Origin of the sequence: Amycolatopsis australiensis (assembly GCF_900119165.1) — a bacterium.
GTDB lineage: Bacteria > Actinomycetota > Actinomycetes > Mycobacteriales > Pseudonocardiaceae > Amycolatopsis > Amycolatopsis australiensis.
Genome location: NZ_FPJG01000006.1, coordinates 8453964 through 8471538, shown reverse-complemented (window position 1 = coordinate 8471538; position 17575 = coordinate 8453964). Strand labels below are relative to the sequence as shown.

General features: G+C 71.8%; 16 protein-coding genes. 10 read left to right on the top strand and 6 right to left on the bottom strand.

Going from position 1 to position 17575, the window contains the following annotated elements; translation table 11 throughout:
* Window positions 1-49 precede the first annotated feature (49 nt).
* The gene (locus tag BT341_RS40395) at window positions 50-754 is read left to right on the top strand and encodes a FadR/GntR family transcriptional regulator (RefSeq protein ID WP_072482443.1); all 705 of its coding nucleotides are present in this window, start codon (window positions 50-52) and stop codon (window positions 752-754) included.
* A gap of 49 nt (window positions 755-803) precedes the next feature.
* Here BT341_RS40395 and BT341_RS40390 read toward each other — a convergent pair whose 3' ends face one another.
* Together BT341_RS40390 and ilvA are read right to left on the bottom strand one after the other, a co-directional pair.
* On the bottom strand, window positions 804-1367 hold the full coding sequence (locus BT341_RS40390) for a riboflavin biosynthesis intermediates N-glycosidase (RefSeq protein ID WP_072481235.1): 564 nt from the start codon (window positions 1365-1367) through the stop codon (window positions 804-806).
* A 19-nt stretch (window positions 1368-1386) separates the two neighbouring features.
* On the bottom strand, window positions 1387-2643 hold the full coding sequence (ilvA, locus tag BT341_RS40385) for a threonine ammonia-lyase IlvA (RefSeq protein WP_072481234.1): 1257 nt from the start codon (window positions 2641-2643) through the stop codon (window positions 1387-1389).
* Window positions 2644-2731: 88 nt separating this feature from the next.
* Here ilvA and BT341_RS40380 point away from each other — a divergent pair, with 88 nt between their 5' ends.
* Both BT341_RS40380 and BT341_RS47550 read left to right on the top strand, forming a co-directional pair.
* Window positions 2732-3220: a SigE family RNA polymerase sigma factor gene (locus BT341_RS40380; RefSeq protein WP_072481233.1), complete on the top strand. Its 489-nt coding sequence runs from the start codon at window positions 2732-2734 to the stop codon at window positions 3218-3220.
* Window positions 3217-4197 carry a hypothetical protein gene (locus BT341_RS47550; RefSeq protein WP_072481232.1) on the top strand — a complete coding sequence of 327 codons (981 nt, stop codon included), beginning with the start codon at window positions 3217-3219 and terminating at the stop codon, window positions 4195-4197. Before BT341_RS40380 ends, BT341_RS47550 begins: the two co-directional genes overlap by 4 nt.
* Here the strand turns inward: BT341_RS47550 and BT341_RS40370 are convergent, their stop codons facing one another.
* Window positions 4198-5622, bottom strand: coding sequence for a short-chain fatty acyl-CoA regulator family protein (locus BT341_RS40370; RefSeq protein ID WP_072481231.1), 1425 nt, complete (start codon window positions 5620-5622; stop codon window positions 4198-4200).
* A 228-nt stretch (window positions 5623-5850) separates the two neighbouring features.
* Between BT341_RS40370 and aceA the strand changes: the two genes are divergently transcribed.
* Together aceA and aceB are read left to right on the top strand one after the other, a co-directional pair.
* Entirely contained in the window at window positions 5851-7131 is a 1281-nt protein-coding gene (aceA, locus tag BT341_RS40365; RefSeq protein WP_072481230.1) for an isocitrate lyase, read from the top strand.
* 91 nt (window positions 7132-7222) lie between these two features.
* Entirely contained in the window at window positions 7223-8830 is a 1608-nt protein-coding gene (aceB, locus tag BT341_RS40360) for a malate synthase A (RefSeq protein ID WP_072481229.1), read from the top strand.
* A 120-nt stretch (window positions 8831-8950) separates the two neighbouring features.
* On the opposite strand, the gene BT341_RS45780 is transcribed toward aceB, so the two are convergent.
* Complete coding sequence (locus tag BT341_RS45780; RefSeq protein WP_084743146.1) at window positions 8951-12550, bottom strand: S8 family serine peptidase; 3600 nt, start codon at window positions 12548-12550, stop codon at window positions 8951-8953.
* 142 nt (window positions 12551-12692) lie between these two features.
* On the opposite strand from BT341_RS45780, the gene BT341_RS40345 reads away from it, so the two are divergent.
* Complete coding sequence (locus BT341_RS40345) at window positions 12693-13184, top strand: SigE family RNA polymerase sigma factor (RefSeq protein ID WP_072481228.1); 492 nt, start codon at window positions 12693-12695, stop codon at window positions 13182-13184.
* Between the two features lie 10 nt (window positions 13185-13194).
* The gene (locus BT341_RS40340; protein ID WP_072481227.1) at window positions 13195-14052 is read left to right on the top strand and encodes a hypothetical protein; all 858 of its coding nucleotides are present in this window, start codon (window positions 13195-13197) and stop codon (window positions 14050-14052) included.
* Here BT341_RS40340 and BT341_RS40335 read toward each other — a convergent pair.
* The gene (locus BT341_RS40335; RefSeq protein ID WP_072481226.1) at window positions 14043-14576 is read right to left on the bottom strand and encodes a TetR/AcrR family transcriptional regulator; all 534 of its coding nucleotides are present in this window, start codon (window positions 14574-14576) and stop codon (window positions 14043-14045) included. The genes BT341_RS40340 and BT341_RS40335 overlap by 10 nt on opposite strands.
* Before the next feature lie 90 nt (window positions 14577-14666).
* Here BT341_RS40335 and BT341_RS40330 point away from each other — a divergent pair, with 90 nt between their 5' ends.
* The 3 genes from BT341_RS40330 to BT341_RS47545 all read left to right on the top strand — a co-directional run bounded on the left by BT341_RS40330 (window position 14667) and on the right by BT341_RS47545 (window position 16218).
* Window positions 14667-15125: a nuclear transport factor 2 family protein gene (locus tag BT341_RS40330; protein ID WP_072481225.1), complete on the top strand. Its 459-nt coding sequence runs from the start codon at window positions 14667-14669 to the stop codon at window positions 15123-15125.
* A 56-nt stretch (window positions 15126-15181) separates the two neighbouring features.
* Window positions 15182-15961 (top strand): class I SAM-dependent methyltransferase, encoded by a 780-nt coding sequence (locus BT341_RS40325; RefSeq protein ID WP_072481224.1) that lies wholly within the window; start codon window positions 15182-15184, stop codon window positions 15959-15961.
* Between the two features lie 128 nt (window positions 15962-16089).
* Entirely contained in the window at window positions 16090-16218 is a 129-nt protein-coding gene (locus tag BT341_RS47545; protein WP_281256029.1) for a hypothetical protein, read from the top strand.
* A 12-nt stretch (window positions 16219-16230) separates the two neighbouring features.
* On the opposite strand, the gene BT341_RS40320 is transcribed toward BT341_RS47545, so the two are convergent.
* Complete coding sequence (locus BT341_RS40320) at window positions 16231-17508, bottom strand: glycosyltransferase family 4 protein (RefSeq protein ID WP_072481223.1); 1278 nt, start codon at window positions 17506-17508, stop codon at window positions 16231-16233.
* Window positions 17509-17575: the final 67 nt, after the last annotated feature.

The following is a 17575-nucleotide window of genomic DNA, read 5'->3' as shown; positions in this document are numbered from 1 at the left end:
CTTAAACAAGAGTGCTCAAGATGAGCAGTTTGTGCGGTACGGTCGGTTCATGGCGACGGCAGACCTGAGCGCCCCCGCGCTGACCGGCATCCGGCGGTTGTCCGCGCTGGACACGGTCCGCGCCCGCATCGCGCTCGCGGTGGAGCTGGGCCTGCTGAAGCCGGGGGAGCGCCTGCCGTCGAACGCCGAGATCGCCCGCGCGCTCGGCGTCGCGGAGATCACGGTCCGGCGGGCCCTGGAGTCCCTGGTCGGCGACGGCCTGATCGAACGCCGCCGCGGCCGTGGCGGCGGAACGCACGTGGCCGCGAACCCGCCGTCGGAGCGAGTCGGCGAGGTCGGCGCGTACCGCGAGTCGGCGGCCGAGGTCCGCGAGCTGATCGACCACCGCCTGGTCCTGGAGTCGGGCTTGGTCCAGTTGGTGGCGAAACGGTCCCCTGACCTCCCGCGCCTGCGGACGTTGGTCGCCCGGATGGACACGGCGACGGGCTGGGCGGAGTTCCACGAACTGGACGCGGAGTTCCACCGGGCGGTGGCGGCCCCGGGCCCACCGGCGGCGGTCGCGCAGTACGAGATGGTGCTGGCGGAGCTGTACCGGTTCTACCTGCCGTACCCGATGCCGAAGCTGCGAGAGTCGAACCGCGACCACGGGAAGCTGGTGAAGGCGCTGGCAGCGGGCGACCCGGACGCGGCAGCCCGGGTGACCAGAAAGCACGTGCGCGGCCTGCACCAGACGATGTTCGTCGGCCTGGAGTGAGCGCGACGGCCGTGGTCGCGAATCGACCACGGCCCGGCGCCGTGACCGCTCAGAGGCGAGCCCGCAGCTGGTCGCGGACCTCCATCAGCGCGAAACCGAGCAGATTCAGCCCGCGCCAGTAGTCCGGCTTGGTCGCGTTCTTCTCTTCACGGGCGAGGCCGCTGCCCCAGACGAGGTCCTTCTTGGACGCCTCGACGAGCACCGCGTCGCCGGTGCCGAGCAGGAAGCGGCGCAGGTCGCGGTGGGCGCGGAACTTGGCCAGGTTGGCGTCGACGGCGATGTCGAACCGGTGCCGCTCCCAGGTGTCCGTGTCGAACCCCGCGACCTCGCGGCCGAGCACCTTCGCCGTCTTCGGGTCCGGTGCCGCGCGGATCAGCGACGCCTTCTCGTGGTCGCCGAACAGCTCCGCCTTGCCCGCCATCACGTAGTGCTCGGCGGTCGGGTACACGACGCCGTCGGCCTCGAACGGGTCCAGCCACCACTGGCTCAGGCAGCTCGCCGTCACCCGCCCGGACTTCGACGGGGTGTGGCCGTAGAAGAGCAGGTACTCGGGCTCCGCACCCTCGTGGACTTTTTCGCGCAACGCCTCGACACTGCGGACACCTTCGATCATCCGCCCAGTGGACCACGTCTCAGAGCAGGAAGTGGAACAGGGGGCTGCCCGGCTCGATCCGCTCGACCTGCAGCGGGCTCGCCGCCATCCGCGCCAGCAGCCCCGGCAGGTCGGCCGGGCGGGCGATTTCCACGCCGACCAGCGCCGGGCCGGTTTCGCGGTTGTTGCGCTTGACGTACTCGAAGCGCGTGATGTCGTCCTCCGGTCCGAGCACCTGCTCGACGAACAACCGCAGCGCGCCCGGCTCCTGCGGGAAGCTCACCAGGAAGTAGTGCTTCAGCCCTTCGTGCATCAGCGAACGTTCGAGGATCTCGCTGTAGCGGCTGACGTCGTTGTTGCCGCCGGAGACCAGCACGACGACCGTCTGTCCCGGCTCCACCTGGACGACCGACCCGAGCGCGGCGGCCGCGAGCGCGCCCGCGGGCTCGGCGATGATGCCGTCGGACTGGTACATCGCCAGCATCTCGGTGCACACCGCGCCCTCGGCGACCGCGGTCAGCTCGGCGCCGCTCTCGCGGATCAGCGGGTAGGTGACCGCGCCGGCCTCGCGCACGGCGGCGCCGTCGACGAACGAGTCGAGCTCCGGCAGCCGCACCGGCCGCCCGGCCGCGAGCGCCGCCGCCATGCACGCCGCGCCCGCGGGCTCGACGCCGACAATTCGCACTTCCGGGTGACGTTCGCGCAGCCAGCTGCCGACGCCGGCGAGCAGCCCGCCCCCGCCGACCGGCACGACCACGACGTCCGGGACGAAGCCGAGCTGCTCGACGACCTCCAGCGCGACCGTCCCCTGGCCGGCCACGGTCCGGACGTCGTCGAAGGCCGGCACCAGCGTCGCGCCCGTGCGCTGGGCGTCCTCGTTGGCCGCGGCGAAGGCGTCTTCGTACGTCTCGCCGACGACGATGACCTCGATGTGCGCGCCGCCGAGCGTCGCGATGCGTTCCCGCTTCTGCCGTGGCGTGGTGCCCGGGACGTACACGCGGCCGTTCGCGCCGAGCCGCCGGCACGCGTACGCGACGCCCTGGGCGTGGTTGCCCGCGCTGGCGCAGACGACGCCGTTCGCGCGGACGTCTTCGCCGAGCTGGACGATGAAGTTGTAGGCGCCGCGGATCTTGTACGACCGGACGGTCTGCAGGTCCTCGCGCTTCACCCAGACCTGGGCGTCGACCCGGGACGACAGCCGCGCGCTCGGCTCCAGCGGCGTGCGGGTCACCACCCCGGCCAGCCGCTCGGCGGCCTTCTCGATGGTCGCCGCGGTCACCGTGTCGATGTCGTGCACCCCGATGAATCTACGACTCGCGCGCCCCGGGCAACCTCCCGGGCCTCCGGCCGCATCAAAGAGGTGCCGAACGAAATGGGGGACGCCGATGGACGCCGGTTTCACCGAGTACGCGACCGCGCGCACCGCTTGGCTGCGCAAGGTCGCGTACTTGCTCTGCGGCGACTGGCACCGGGCCGACGTCCTGGTCCAGTCGGCGATCACCCGGCTGTACACGAACTGGCCGCGGGCCTCCCGCGCCGGCAACGTCGACGGGTACGCCCGCCGCACGCTGGTCAACACGTTCCTGGCCGAACAGCGGACGTCGTGGTGGCGGCGGGTCGACCTGCGCGGCGCCGGCGACAGCCCCGCGCCGGGGGCGGACGTCGAATTGGCGCTGGACCTGCGGGCGCCGTTGGAGCGGCTCCCGGCGCGCCAGCGCGCGACCGTCGTCCTGCGCTACTTCTGCGACCTGCCGGTCGCGGAAACCGCCCGGGCGCTGGGCTGCTCCGAAGGCACCGTCAAGAGCCAGACCGCGAAAGCCGTGGACGCGCTTCGCGAGTTGCTGCGCGAACCGATCCGGGAGGGACGAGCATGACCGACCACGAGCTGGCCACCAAGCTGAAGGAACTGGCCGAGGCGCCCGCCCCGCCACCCCGGATCGACCTCGGCCGCGCCCGCCGGATCGGGGGACGCCGTCGTCGCGTGCGGACCACCGCGCTGGTCCTGGGCTGCGCCGCGGTCGTGACGGCCGGCGCGGTGACGGCGGTTTCGCTGTTCCGGCCGGTCCCGCCGGCGACCGCGCCGGTGGCCACGGCCCCCGGGGTCACGCCCGTCACGCCGGTGCCGGCGGACAATCCCATGGAGACGAAGGCGAGCTTCGGCTGGTTGCCCGGGCAGATCGAGGGCGTCGAGTACGCCGTGGGCGCGCACGGCGACGCCGCGCTGGCCGTCGGCCGCGGCGAGCTGCCGCCGATGATCTGGTTGTCGGTGCACGACCAGGAGCCGCCGATCCCGGGTGGCCTGGGCGGGTCGCCGTCCCGGATCCCGGCCCGGGTCGGCGACCGTGACGGCTACTGGCTCACGACCGAGGCGAACGACCCGCTGAACCACGGCGACACCTACCTGAGCTGGCGGGCCCGGGACGGCCGGTGGGCCCAGCTGCACGCGTACTACCTCGCGGGCCCGGACTTGCAGCAGGTGCTGACGCGGGTGGCGGCCGACGTGCGGTTCGGGAACCGGCCGGTTCCGCTGCCGCTGCACATCACCAGCCTGCCGCGCACGTTCTCCCTCAGTGACGGTTACCTGAGGCGTCGTGCCGGCCAGGACGGCGTCCCGTGGCGGCTGGTGCTGCAGTACACCGCGGACGGCGGGCTGGCGACGATCAACGTCTCGCCCCCCGGCGGCCCCACGGACGGCCTCGGCGAGCCGGAGTGCGTGACGAAGAACGGCCTGAAGGCGTGCGTCTCGTTCAACCAGCCGAAGATCGGAGGCGTCACCGCCGAGGAACTCCTGAGCCGGATCACGGTGCTCGGCCCGGACGAGACGAAGTGGACCACGCACGTGATCGGGTGATCAGCTCTTCGGCACCGCCGGGTACGGAACGAACGTGCTGGTGTTCTCGTCCACGGTGAGCTGCTTCCCGATCGTCGGGAACGCGCGCTGCGAGCAGGCAGGCCGTTCGCAGACTTTGCAGCCCATCCCGATCGGCGTCGCCGCGGCCGGCTCGTCCAGGTCGAGGCCGGTCGAGTAGATGAGCCGGCCGGCGTGGCGCAGCTCGCAGCCCAGGCCGACCGTGAACGTCTTGCCCGGGCTGCCGTACCCGCCGATGTTGCGGGACACCGTGCGCGCGATCCAGAAGTAGCTCTTGCCGTCCGGCAGCGTCGCGATCTGCGTCAGGATCTTCCCCGGTTGGGTGAACGCCTCGTAGATGTTCCACAGCGGACACGCGCCGCCGACCCGGGAGAAGTGGAAGCCTGCCGCCGACTGGCGCTTCGACATGTTCCCGGCCCGGTCCACGCGCACGAACGAGAACGGCACGCCGCGCTGCTTCGGGCGCTGCAAAGTGGACAGCCGGTGGCACACGGTCTCGAAGCCGACGCCGTAGTGGTCGCACAGCCGCTCGATGTCGTAGCGGAACCGCTCGGCCGAGGCCAGGAACGGTCCGTACGGCAGGATCAGCGCCCCGGCGAAGTAGTTCGCCAGGCCGACGCGGGCCAGCGAGCGGGCCGCCGGCCCGGAGAACGCCCACGAGTCGGCCAGCTCGGTGATCAGGTCGTCGTACTCGATCAGGGCGATCTGCGAAGCCATCCGGAACGCCTGCTGGCCGACGCGCAGGCTCGGGGCCAGGCGCAGCACGCGCGTCGCGGGCTCGTAGCGGTGCTGCTGACCGGACGCCTCGTCGATGCCTTCGCTGGTGACCTCGACGCCGTAGCGCTGGGAGAGCCGTTCCTTCAGCGCGCTCAGCACCTGGCCACGCTGCAGCGGAATCTCCGCGGCCATCTTCTCGGCGCGCTCGTCCAGTTCGGCGACGTAGTTCTCGCGCTCGTAGAAGAAGTCCCTGACCTCCTCGTGCGGCAGCGGCGCGGCGGCGCTGCCGTGCAGGCCGAGGCCGTTTTCCGTGGTCAGCGCGGCGGTGCTCTCGACGGCGTTGCGGTAGCTGCGGTGCAGCTTGACCAGCGCCTGCGCGATCGCCGGCAGGTTCGTCGCCAGCTCGTTGAGCTCGCTGGTCGTGACTTCGATGCCGAGCACCTCGTCGAGCAGGGCTTCCTTGACGTCGGCGACCAGGCGGGAGGTGTCGTTGTTGGCGAAGAACTCGGTGTCCACGCCGAACGCCTGCGTGATCCGCAGCAGCACCGGGACGGTCAGCGGACGCGAGTTGTGCTCGATCTGGTTGAGGTAGCTGGGTGAGATCTCCAGCACACGGGCGAGGTCGGCCTGGCTCATCGCCCGGCTTTCGCGGAGATGGCGCAACCTCGCTCCGGCGAAAGTCTTCTCCATTCGTGCCTGCCTCTCCGGAAGGTTTCCGGTCCTGAACGGTTACGTGAACGGTCAAGAACGCGGATTTTCGGCCAGCTTGCGAACCAGCGATTCGCAAGCTTTGCAAAGAGCGTACGTACTCTTCGCACAAATTGGCAAATTGGACGACTGGACCGGGTTTTCCCTGGCGTGCAATGGTCAGAGCAGGCAAGGCGAGCAATCGCAAACTTCGCAACACCGGGAGATCCGATGACGGAACAGGCCAAGCAGGCGGCCGCGGAGCTGGAAGCGCAGTGGGCGAACGACCCCCGCTGGGCGGGCGTGCAGCGCTCCTACTCGGCCGAAGACGTGATCAAGCTGCGCGGCAGCGTCGTCGAGGAGCACACCCTGGCCCGCCGCGGCGCGGAGAAGCTTTGGGACCTGCTGCACACCGAGGACTACGTGCACGCGCTGGGCGCGCTGACCGGTAACCAGGCCGTCCAGCAGGTGCGGGCCGGCCTCAAGGCGATCTACCTGTCCGGCTGGCAGGTCGCGGCCGACGCCAACCTGGCCGGCCAGACCTACCCGGACCAGAGCCTCTACCCGGCCAACTCGGTCCCGGCCGTCGTCCGCCGCATTAACAACGCGCTGGGCCGCGCCGACCAGATCAACTGGGCCGAGGGCAACACCGACATCGACTGGTACGCCCCGATCGTCGCCGACGCCGAGGCGGGCTTCGGTGGCCCGCTCAACGCGTTCGAGCTGATGAAGGGCATGATCGCCGCCGGTGCCGCGGGTGTGCACTGGGAGGACCAGCTCGCGTCGGAGAAGAAGTGCGGCCACCTCGGCGGCAAGGTCCTCATCCCGACCAAGCAGCACGAGCGCACGCTCAACGCCGCCCGCCTCGCCGCGGACGTGCTGAACGTGCCGACGCTGGTCGTCGCCCGCACCGACGCGCAGGCCGCGACGCTGCTGACCAGCGACGTCGACGAGCGTGACCGCAAGTACCTGACCGGCGGCCGCACCGCCGAGGGCTTCTACGAGGTCAGCAACGGCATCGAGCCGTGCATCGACCGCGGCCTGGCCTACGCGAAGTACGCCGACCTGCTGTGGATGGAGACCTCCACGCCGGACCTGGAGATCGCGCGCAAGTACGCCGAGGCGATCAAGGCCGAGTACCCGGACCAGATGCTGGCCTACAACTGCTCGCCGTCGTTCAACTGGAAGAAGCACCTGGACGACGACACGATCGCGCGGTTCCAGCGCGAGCTGGGCGCGATGGGCTACAAGTTCCAGTTCATCACGCTGGCCGGCTTCCACGCCCTGAACTACTCGATGTTCGACCTGGCGCACGGCTACGCCCGCGAGGGCATGACCGCCTACGTCGACCTGCAGGAGCGCGAGTTCGCTTCGGAGGAGCGCGGCTACACCGCGACCAAGCACCAGCGCGAGGTCGGCACCGGCTTCTTCGACCTCGTGTCGACGGCGCTGAACCCGGAGAGCTCGACCACCGCGCTCAAGGGCTCCACCGAGGAAGCCCAGTTCCACTGATCCCGGCCGCGGCCCGGCGGCGACACCCCCTCAGCCGCCGGGCCGCGTCCCTCCTTTTCCTTCCCCTGCCCACAGCTCGCGGAGGCATCCCATGGTTGATCGGCTGAACTACCGCATCGAGGTCACCGGAGGAGTCGAGGGCCGGTTCGCCGAGATCCTCACCCCGGCGGCGCTCGACTTCCTGGCCAAGCTGGACAACACGTTCGCCGGACGCCGGCGCGAGCTGCTCGACGCCCGCCGCGTGCGGCGCGAGGACCTGCAGTCCGGTGAGAAGCCGCTCGGCTTCCTGCCGGAGACCCGCCGGATCCGCGAAGACGAGTCGTGGCACGTCGCCCCGGCCGCGCCGGGCCTGGAGGACCGCCGCGTCGAGATCACCGGCCCGACCGACCGGAAGATGACGGTCAACGCCCTGAACTCCGGCGCCAAGGTGTGGCTGGCGGACTTCGAGGACGCGACGTCGCCGACCTGGCACAACGTCATCGACGGCCAGATCAACCTCTACGACGCGATCCGCCGCAACATCGACTTCACCACCGAGGCCGGCAAGCGCTACACGATCGGCGACGACCCCGCGACGATCGTCGCGCGCCCGCGCGGCTGGCACCTGGTGGAGAAGCACATCCGCATCGACGGCCGTCCGGTGTCGGCGAGCCTGGTCGACTTCGGCCTGTACTTCTTCCACAACGCGCGCCAGCTGATCGCCCGCGGCGCCGGCCCGTACTTCTACCTGCCGAAGCTGGAGAACCACCTCGAAGCGCGGCTGTGGAACGACGTCTTCCTGATGGCGCAGCGCGAGCTGGGCATCCCGCGCGGCACGATCCGCGCCACCGTGCTGATCGAGACGATCACCGCGGCGTTCGAGATGGACGAGATCCTCTACGAGCTGCGCGAGCACGCCGCGGGGTTGAACGCCGGCCGCTGGGACTACATCTTCAGCCTGATCAAGAACTTCGCCGCGCACGGCGCCGACTTCGTGCTGCCGGACCGCGCGCAGGTCACCATGACCGTGCCGTTCATGCGCGCCTACACCGAGCTGCTCGTGCGCACCTGCCACAAGCGCGGCGCGCACGCCATCGGCGGCATGGCCGCGTTCATCCCGAGCAAGGACCCCGAGGTCAACGCGACCGCGATCGAGAAGGTCCGTGCCGACAAGGAACGCGAGGCCGGCGACGGCTTCGACGGTTCCTGGGTCGCGCACCCCGGCCTGGTCCCGGTCTGCCGCGAGGTGTTCGACCGCGTGCTCGGCGGCTGGCCGAACCAGCTCGGCAAGCTCCGCGAAGACGTCCACGTCACCGCGGAGGACCTCCTGGACGTGGCGAGCGCCGGCGGCGAGGTCACCGAAGCGGGCGTGCGCGCGAACATCAACGTCGCGCTGCGCTACGTCGACGCGTGGCTGCGCGGCACCGGCGCCGCGGCGATCCACAACCTGATGGAGGACGTGGCGACCGCGGAGATCGCGCGTTGCCAGGTGTGGCAGTGGATCCGCAACGGCACGAAGCTCGAGGACGGCACCGCGCTGACCCGCGAGCTGGCGGTCGAGTTCCTCCAGGAGGAGCTGGCCAAGGTCCGCGCTGACCTCGGCGAGGCCAACCGCCTCGACGACGCCCGCGAGATCTTCACCGAAACCGCGCTGGGCGAGAAGCTGCCGAGCTTCCTCACCACGGGTGCCTACGCGCGGTACCTCACGGACGCCCGGTAGCAGGGGCCCCGGCCTCCCCTACCTGACGAGGGGAGGCCGGATTCCACACTGTTGGGATGGTGTGGGTCCGGACCGGTCCGGTGACGGCGGCTCCCCGTCACCGGACCGGTTCATTTCCGTTCAGCCGACCCCGTAGGCCCGGATCACGGTCTGCCGCACGGTGTTCCCGCTCTCGTCCGCGGCGCTCGCCCGCAGCGAGACGTAGCCACTGGCCGGGTTCCGCACCACGACCGTCCAGTGGTCACCGAGGCGGATGACCGGCGCGGGCTGCCAGGTCCGTCCGTCGTCCGTGGACGTTTCGACGGCCAAGGAGCTTCCCGCTCCGCCGCCTTGCCGCTCCACGTACGCCGGGAACGTGACGACCCGCCCGGCCGGCGCGGTGTTCCGCAGGTCGGTGGCGGGATCGAAGCGGGCCGTCAGCAGCGGCAACGCCTTGCCCTCCGCGGCGGCCGACGAGCGGAACGCCCACTCCGCCGAGACGTCCGTCCACAGTGGCCACCAGGCGGTGTGCCGGTGGACCTCGGCGGTGAGCCGGTACGCGCCGTCGGCGTCCGGCACGGGGATAGTGGCCAGCGTCGGTTCGCCGGTCGGCTCGACCGGGATCGCGACGCCGTCCCGGGCCAGGCTCACCGAGCCCGTGTCGCCGGCGGCCGAGTCCGGCTTGCGCGGCCGGCCCGCGGCGTCGCCGAACATCGGCAGCCACAGGTCGAAGACGCCGTTCTTGCGCCACGCCCACGGCCGCGGCGGCTCCCCGGAGTACGTCACGATCAGCCCGCGCAGCGACGGTCCCGCGACGGCCTTGTTCCACGCGAGCCGGTACTTCCGGCCGGCGGTCACGTCGAGGTGTTCGGTCAGCTCGCCGCGGAAACCGGCCGTCCACACCGTCTCCCACTTGCCGGGGGAGAAGTACTCGACGCGTTCCTGCTGCGCCGCGACGGGTTCGGTGTAGCCGTAGCCGACCATCCGGCCGAAGAACTCGTGCGCGGCGACGTACCGGACCTCGCCCGGGGCGTTGTCGTGGTACGCCGTGCGCACTTCGGCGAGGTCGCGGGTCTTGGGCCGCTGCTCCCGGGGCGCCGTCACCCGCTGCTGGGCGCCGTCCGCCAGCTCGTAGCGGAAGTCCGGCGACGGACGGCTGACGACCGTCGCCGAGGCGTGCCCGGTCTTCGCCAGCTCGGTGAACCGCTGCGCGGTCACGCTCTGCCCGCTCCAGATCGCCGGCAGGGTCAGGTCCGGGCCGCCGCCGAGGACCGTGGGACCGGCCGTACCGCCGGACAGGCCGACCAGGCCGAGTTTCGCCCCGGCCCGCTGGACGTTGGAAAGCCGTTGGTACGCCTCGCCCACCGATGTGCCCAGCGGCAGCTCGACGACCACGAGCTTGCCGTGCGCGTCGATCTTCGCCAGGTCTTCGGGGGTGCCGGTGCCGCCGAAAACCACCGGAAGTGTGGTCTTTCCGGCCGGCGCGGCCGCTCCGAGCCAGCTCCCGCGGACGGCGAACGGTGTCCCGTCGTCGGCGGTGAGTTCCAGGTCGGGCTCGGTGGCGCGGCGTTCCTGGCTGAACGCGAAGGTCGGCGACGCCGTCCCCGGCACCGTCGCGGCGAACGCCGGCTGGAACCGCGGATCGAGATCCATCCGGGCGGCGAAGACGCACGCGCACGCCGCGACCCGGCTGAGCCGCTCGACCGTGTGCGGGCCGCCGCGCGCGGCCGGGTTGTCCGGCTCGAGCGACACCGGGTGGCCGTCGCGCGCATCCAGGGTCTGCGTCACGGCGTGGTCGAGGACCAGCTCCGGGTGGGTGATGAAGCTGTACGACGGTTCCTGACCCGGCCGCGGCGTCTCGATGACGCTGTTCACGACGTACCGGCCGCGCGGCAGCCGGTAGGTACCCGGCTCGCCGTTGGTGACCGCGCCGGTGTCGAGGTCGAAGATCGTCACCGGTGGGTAGCCGGTCGTCGTCCACGGCTTGCCCTCGCGGTTCACCAGGCCGATGGTCAGGTCGTACATCTCGCCTTCCTGCCGCATCGACAGCGCCGTGCGGGTGCTGACGCCGTCGCCGCGGGCGGTGAGGACACCGGTGAAGGTGCCCGGGTGGCCGTCGCGCGCGGTGAAGGTCAGCTCGACCGGGGTGCTGCCGCCCGCCGGCACGGTCACGGCCGGCGGAAACGCGACACTTTCGAGGGAAGACGCGAGCGTCAGCGTGACCGGTGTGGCGCCGGAGTTGTACCAGGTGACGGTGGCCTTCTTGGCCGTTCCGCGGTTCGGCCACGGCAGGTACGCCGACGCGCTGCCGGTCGCGGTGACCGTCGTGGTCGTCGCGCGGGCGACGTCGACGCGGCCGGTGCCGACCGCCGCCGGGCCGGCGTCGACGGGAACGGCGGTGCTGGTCAGGGCCGCCTTGAGCCGGTCGGCGGTCCAGCCGGGGTGCTGCTGGGCGAGGATCGCCGCCGACCCCGCGACGTGCGGTGTCGCCATCGACGTGCCGCTCAGCGTCTGGTAGCCGTCGCCGACGGGGTCACCCGCGGGCGGGACACCGGCGGGCCGCGCCGCGGTGATGGACTCGCCGGGCGCGGCGACGTCCGGCTTGGCCGCGCCGTCGCCGAGGCGGGGCCCGCGACTGGAGAACCCGCTCAGGACGTCCTTTTTGGACACACTGGCCACGGCGAGCGCCGCGTCGGCCGCCGCCGGGGTCGCGACGGATTCGTCCTGGCCGAGGTTGCCCGCGGCGATGACGAAGAGCGTGCCGTACTGGCGGGTGAGGGTGTTCACGGCTTCCGACACGGGATCGGTCCCGTCGGACGGCCCGCCGCCGAGGCTCATGTTCACGACGCGGGCGTGCGCTTCGGTCACCGCCCACTGCATGCCGGCCAGGACCTCGTCGAACGTGCCGTCGCCGGAGTCGTTGAGGACCTTGCCGACGGCCAGCGTCGCGTCGGGCGCCACGCCCTTGTACTTGCCGCCGGAGGCCGCGCCGGAGCCGGCGATCGTCGAGGCGACGTGCGTGCCGTGGCCGGCGCCGTCCTCGACGCTGCCCTTGCCGGTGAAGTCCTTGCTCAGCGTCACGCGCCCGGCCAGGTCGGGGTGCCCGGTCGCGACGCCGCTGTCGAGCACCGCGACCTGGATCCCGCGGCCGGTGAGACCCGCCTGCCACGCCGCGGGCGCCCCGATCTGGGGCACGCTCTGGTCGAGGCTGGCGTGCACCTTCGCGTTCAACCACACTTTCGAGTTGTCCTGCGCGAGCGTCGCCGGTGCGGTGGTGAGCCGGTTCCAGAAGGCGGCGGCGCCGGGCTTCGGCTCGTCGAGCGCGGTGTAGCCGAGCCCGGACGGCCGGGCTGCCACGCCGGTCCGCGCGGCGACCGCCGGCCCCGCCTGGCGGACCAGCAGCGGCACGTGCGGCGTGCGGGCGTCGTCGTAGCCCTGGCGCAGCAGGCCGGTGACGTTGAACAGCTGCTCGTCGAGCCGCCCGGCCTTCACCAGCATGGCGGCGTCGCCGGGCACGACGTACTCGTCGCCACGCCGCGTGTACTGCTGGAACGGCACCGGGCGGTCCCGGCGCGCGGGCAGCACGCGGACGTCCCGGCCGCTGACCAGCACCTGATCGCCGGTGATCAGCGTGATGCGGTCCGGCGCGGCGACGGGCGATTCGGCCGCCGCGGCCTCGGGGGCGCCGAGCACACCCGCGGCCAGTGCCGCCGCGATGATCGCGGCGATCGGTCGTTTCATGGGATGTTTCCTCACTGTCGGGATCCCTCGGCCCGTGAAACGGACTCCGCGCGCCCGCGGGTTGCCCGGTTTTCGAGCTACGAGCAACCTCGGCGGCCGCGCACCCCGTTCAACACGGTGTGGGGGCGACGAGGAGGACTACGTGAAACGGCCGGAAGAGGCGGGGTACCGCGACTACGTCATGGCCCGCATGGACGTCATGCGCCGCACGGCCTTCCTGCTGTGCCGGGACTGGCACCTCGCCGACGACCTCGTGTCGATCACCATCGGCAAGCTGTACCGGCACTGGCCGCGGGCCCGGCGGATGGCGCACCTCGACGCCTACGTGCGCCGGATCCTCGTCCGGACGTGGCTGGACGAGAAGGGCCGAGCCTGGCGGCGGGAGGAGCCGGCCGAGACGCTGCCGGAGCCGGCGGTGCTTCCGGGTGACGACGTCGTCGAGCGGATCGGCCTGCTCGAACTGCTCGACGCGCTGCCACCGCGGCGCCGGGCCGCGGTGGTGCTGCGCTACTACTGCGACCTTTCCGTCGAGGAGACCGCCGAGATCCTCGAGTGTTCGCCGGGAACCGTGAAGAGCCAGACCGCGCGCGGGCTCGACTCGCTGCGCGCGCTCGTCGCCGCGAGCCAGAGCTGAAGGAGGGACCGTGAGCAAGGAACAGTTCGACGCGGTGATGGGCGCCGTGCCACCGTCCACAGTGGACGTCGATGCGGTGGTGGACCGGGAACGCCGCCGCGCGCGGGTGCGCCGGGTGGTGAACCCGTGGACCGCCGCGGGCGCGGGCGTGGCGGCGGTGGTCGTCGGCGCGGCGCTGGTGTTCGCGCCCGCCGATCCGGGCCGGGCGGTGATGCCGGGCAGCGCGCCGCCGTCGCCCTCGGCCGATCCGTGCGCCGTCAACCCCTTCCCGCCGCAGACCGGAGCGCCGATCCCCGAGCGCCCGGACGTCGCCGCGCACCGGCTGACCGGCGTGCTGACCGCCGCCGTCCAGCAGCGCGTCACGCCCGGCACGCGGCTGCAGCCGCACGCCCAGGGCGAGTACCCGAAGGGCGAGCAGCACGGGCCGCTGACCTTCTACCACGTGTTTTCCGCGCGGGTCCGGCACGAGCGCACGTGCAGCGGGGGCGAGGACTACTTCATGGCCGCGGCGACGACGGCCGACGGGCCGCGCAAGGGCAACGTCTGGGCGATCGTCACACGCCTCGGCGGGAACGCGACGCCCGCCACCGAATGCGGCCCGCCGCCCGAAGGCGCGCAGGGATCGTGTGACCGGACGAGCGGGCCGCACGGGGAGACGATCGTCGCGCAGACGTTCACGTCGCCCGGAGAGGCGACGGTCAACCAGGTCGACGTCGCCAAGCCCGACGGGACGGGCGTGATCGTCGAGGCGGAGAACGTCGCCGACAGCGCGAAGAAGCGGATCCCGCCGGACATGCCGTCGCCCCCGCTGAGCCTGGCCCAGCTGACCGAGGTCGCGCTCGATCCCGCGCTGACGCTTTACCCCTGAGCGGTCAGTATGGCCTTCGCGGCTTCGCGGGCCGTGTTCGCTTCGCGTGGGTTGCCGGTGATCGCGGCGAGCACGGTCGCGCCTTCGACCAGCGAAAACAGCTGGTCAGCGGTGGCGTGGTCGCGAACGAGGCCGCGCAGGTAGGCCCGGACGTGCTCCTTGTGCTCGCGGATCGCGGCCGCGACGCCGGGGGCGGGTTCGCCGAACTCGCCGAAGGAGTTGATGAACGCGCAGCCGCGGAAGCCCGGCTCGGCGAACCAGTTCCGCAGCCAGTCGAACACCGCCAGGGGATCGTCGCCGCGGGCGTGGACGTAATCGCGCAGCGACGCCCGCCACCGCTCGTCGCGGCGCCGGAGGTAGGCCTCGACCAGGTCGTTCTTCGCCGGGAACGTCTGGTAGAGCCGCTTGAGCGAGACGCCGGAGCGCGCGCGGACGGCGTCCATTCCGACCGCCTGGACTCCGTGGGCGTAGAAGAGTTCCTCGGCGGCTTCCAGGAGCCGGCCGGTCGCCTCCGTGGGAGTCATGTCACCTGCCTCTGGTGGGGAGAATGAGCGTTCTCTAGTCTAGCGGCAGGTGTGGAGAACGCACGTTCTCCGCTTGTGGAAGGAGCCGTCATGACCCCGCGTCCGCCGTTCCCGCCGTTCGACGAGGACACCGCCCGCCAGAAGGTCCAGGCCGCCGAGGACGCGTGGAACACGCGCGACCCGGAACGCGTCTCGCTCGCGTACACCGAGGACTCGGTGTGGCGGAACCGCGACGAGCACGTCGTCGGCCGCGCGGCCATCGTGAGGTTCCTGACGGCGAAGTGGGAGCGGGAGCTGGACTACGCGTTGCGCAAGGAGCTGTGGGGCTTCCGCGGCAACCGCATCGGCGTCCGCTTCCAGTACGAATCCCGCAACGCCGAGGGGCAGTGGTTCCGCAGCTACGGCAACGAGCTGTGGGAGTTCAGCGACGAAGGTCTGATGCGCCGCCGCGAGGCCAGCATCAACGACGTCCCGATCGCGGAGGCGGACCGGCGGATCTTCGGCCCGCGTCCGGAGTCCGAGCACGGCGTCCTGCTGCCGATCTTCTGAGTCCGCTTCGAGCGGAACCGTCCCCGGCGGAGTCCGGCCGTGGGCATTCTCGGGCCATGACGGCACCCGGGTTCGGCGGCGAAGTGAGCGAGTACTACCAGCGGTTCCGCCGCGGCTACGCCCCGGCGGTGGCGGACGCGCTGGTCACGGCGTTCGCGTTGACGCGCGACGACGTCGTGCTCGACCTCGGCTGCGGCACCGGCCAGCTCACCCGGGGCCTGGCGCCCCGGGTGGGCGCGGTGCTCGGCATGGACCCGGAACCGGCGATGCTCGACCAGGGCCGCCGCGCGACGCCGGCGCCGAACGTGACCTGGCTGCTGGGTGCGGACTCGGACATCGGCGCGCTGGCACCGGTCGTCGGTGCGGGCCGGCTGGCCGCGGTGACGGTGGCCCAGGCGTTGCACTGGATGGATCACGAGCGGTTGTTCGCGGCGGCACGGCCGTTGCTGCGCCCGGGCGGCGGCATCGCGGTCGTGACCAACGGCGAACCCCTCTGGCTGCAGGACACGGCGTGGTCGGCCGCCGTGCGCGAGGTGGTGTCGTCGTATTTGGGGACACCCGTGCACCGGACGTGCGGCACCGACGCGGCGAGCCAGGCCCGCTACGCGGACGCGCTGTCGGCCGCCGGGTACGCGGTCGACTCGCAGGTCATCTCGTATGTCGCGCCGCTGAGCGCCGAGGAAATCGTCGGTGGCGTTTTTTCGGCGATGAACCCGGAGCAGCTCCCGGCGGCCGCGGACCGGCCGGCGTTCACCGAGCGCGTCCGGGCCGCCGTTGCCCCGCACGGACCGCTGCGCGAGCAGGTCCGGGTGCGTGTCCTGACCGGAACCCGCTGATTCAGCCGAACCGGTCACGGAAGGCGAATACGTACTGGTCCGTACTGTTTTCCTGATTGTTTCGCCGGGACGCGGCGCGGATGCTCGCACCGAGGCGCCCTTCGCGCCGATCTTCCCGAGGAGTCCCCATGACCAGCAGGTTGAGAGCTGCCGTCGCCGCTGCCTTCGTCGTGTTGTCGTTTTCGTTCGGCGCCGTCGTGACCACGGCCGCGCCCACCGCGGCGCAGCCGGACTGCGTCCGGCCCTGCCACTTCTGAGCGGGCCGCTACCTACAGTTCCGGCACCCCGGCCGCGACTGGCTCGAACGCGTTGCCGGTGGCGATCTTCGGCCGCGGCAGTTCGACCGGCTCACCCGGCTTGGCCCGCTTGTAGACGGCGACGGTCGCCTCGGCGATCCGTCCCCAGTCGAAGTCGGCGGCCAACCGCGACTTCGCCGCCTTCGCACGCTTCGCCGCGGCGTCCGCGTCGCTGAGCACGGCCGTCACCGCGTTGGCCAATTCCGCGACATCGCCCGGGCTGAAGGCCAGCCCGGTCTCGCCGTGGACGACGACCTCGCCGAGCCCACCGGCGGTCGACGCCACCAGCGGCGCGTTCGCGGCCGCGGCCTCCAGCGCGACGATCCCGAAGGGCTCGTACCGGCTGGGCAGCACGACGGCGTCGGCCGCGGCGAGCGCGGCACGCAAGTCACGGTCGGAAAGGTGCCCGACGAAGTCGACCGCGCGCCGCACCCGCAGCTTCCGCGCCTGCTCGACCAGCTCGTCGAAGTGTCGTCCTTTTCCGGCAACGACCACTCGCGTGCCGGGATGACGCCGCCGGATCCGGGGAAGCGCGGCGAGCAGGTCCTGCACGCCCTTCTCCCACTCGAGCCGTCCGAAATAGAGCAACAGCGGCGCCCCGGCCGGGCTGTAGACCTCGCGCGCGCGGGCGATCTCGGCCGCCGGCACCTGCCAGCCGCGTTCCTCGATGCCGTTGTGGATGACCGTGACGTCGTCGGCCTCGACCTCGAAAAGGTGCGCGACCTCGCGGCGCATCGCCTGCGAGCAGGTGATCAACGCGTCGGCGCGGTTGGCGAGCCACCACTCGACGGAGTGAACCTGCTGGTTCAGCGGATGCGACAGCCAGCCGGAGTGCCGCCCGGCCTCGGTCGCGTGGATCGTGCCGACCAGCGGCACCCGCGCGACCTCGGCGATGGCGATGGCCGGATGCGCGACGAGCCAGTCATGAGCGTGGACGACGTCGGGCTGCCATCCGCGCAGCAGGTCGTTCGCGGCGCGGACCATGGCGTGCCCCATGGCCAGCGTCCAGGCGACGAGATCGCGTTCGAACGTCACGTGCATCGGGTCCTCGGCGACCCGGATGATCCGCACGCCCTCGACGACGCGGTCGGTGCGCGGGTGCGTCCCGGCGTCGGTGCCCGCCGCGTGCCGGCAGAGGACCACGACGTCGTGACCCTGCCGGGCCAGGTTGGTGGCGAGCGCGTGCACGTGCCGGGCCAGGCCACCGATGGCCACCGGCGGGTACTCCCAGGACAGCATCAGCACACGCATGGGCAGAGGTTACTCGCGAGTCGGAAGGGTTCGGCGGCCCCCGTGCCAGCCGACCGGCCAGCCGCCG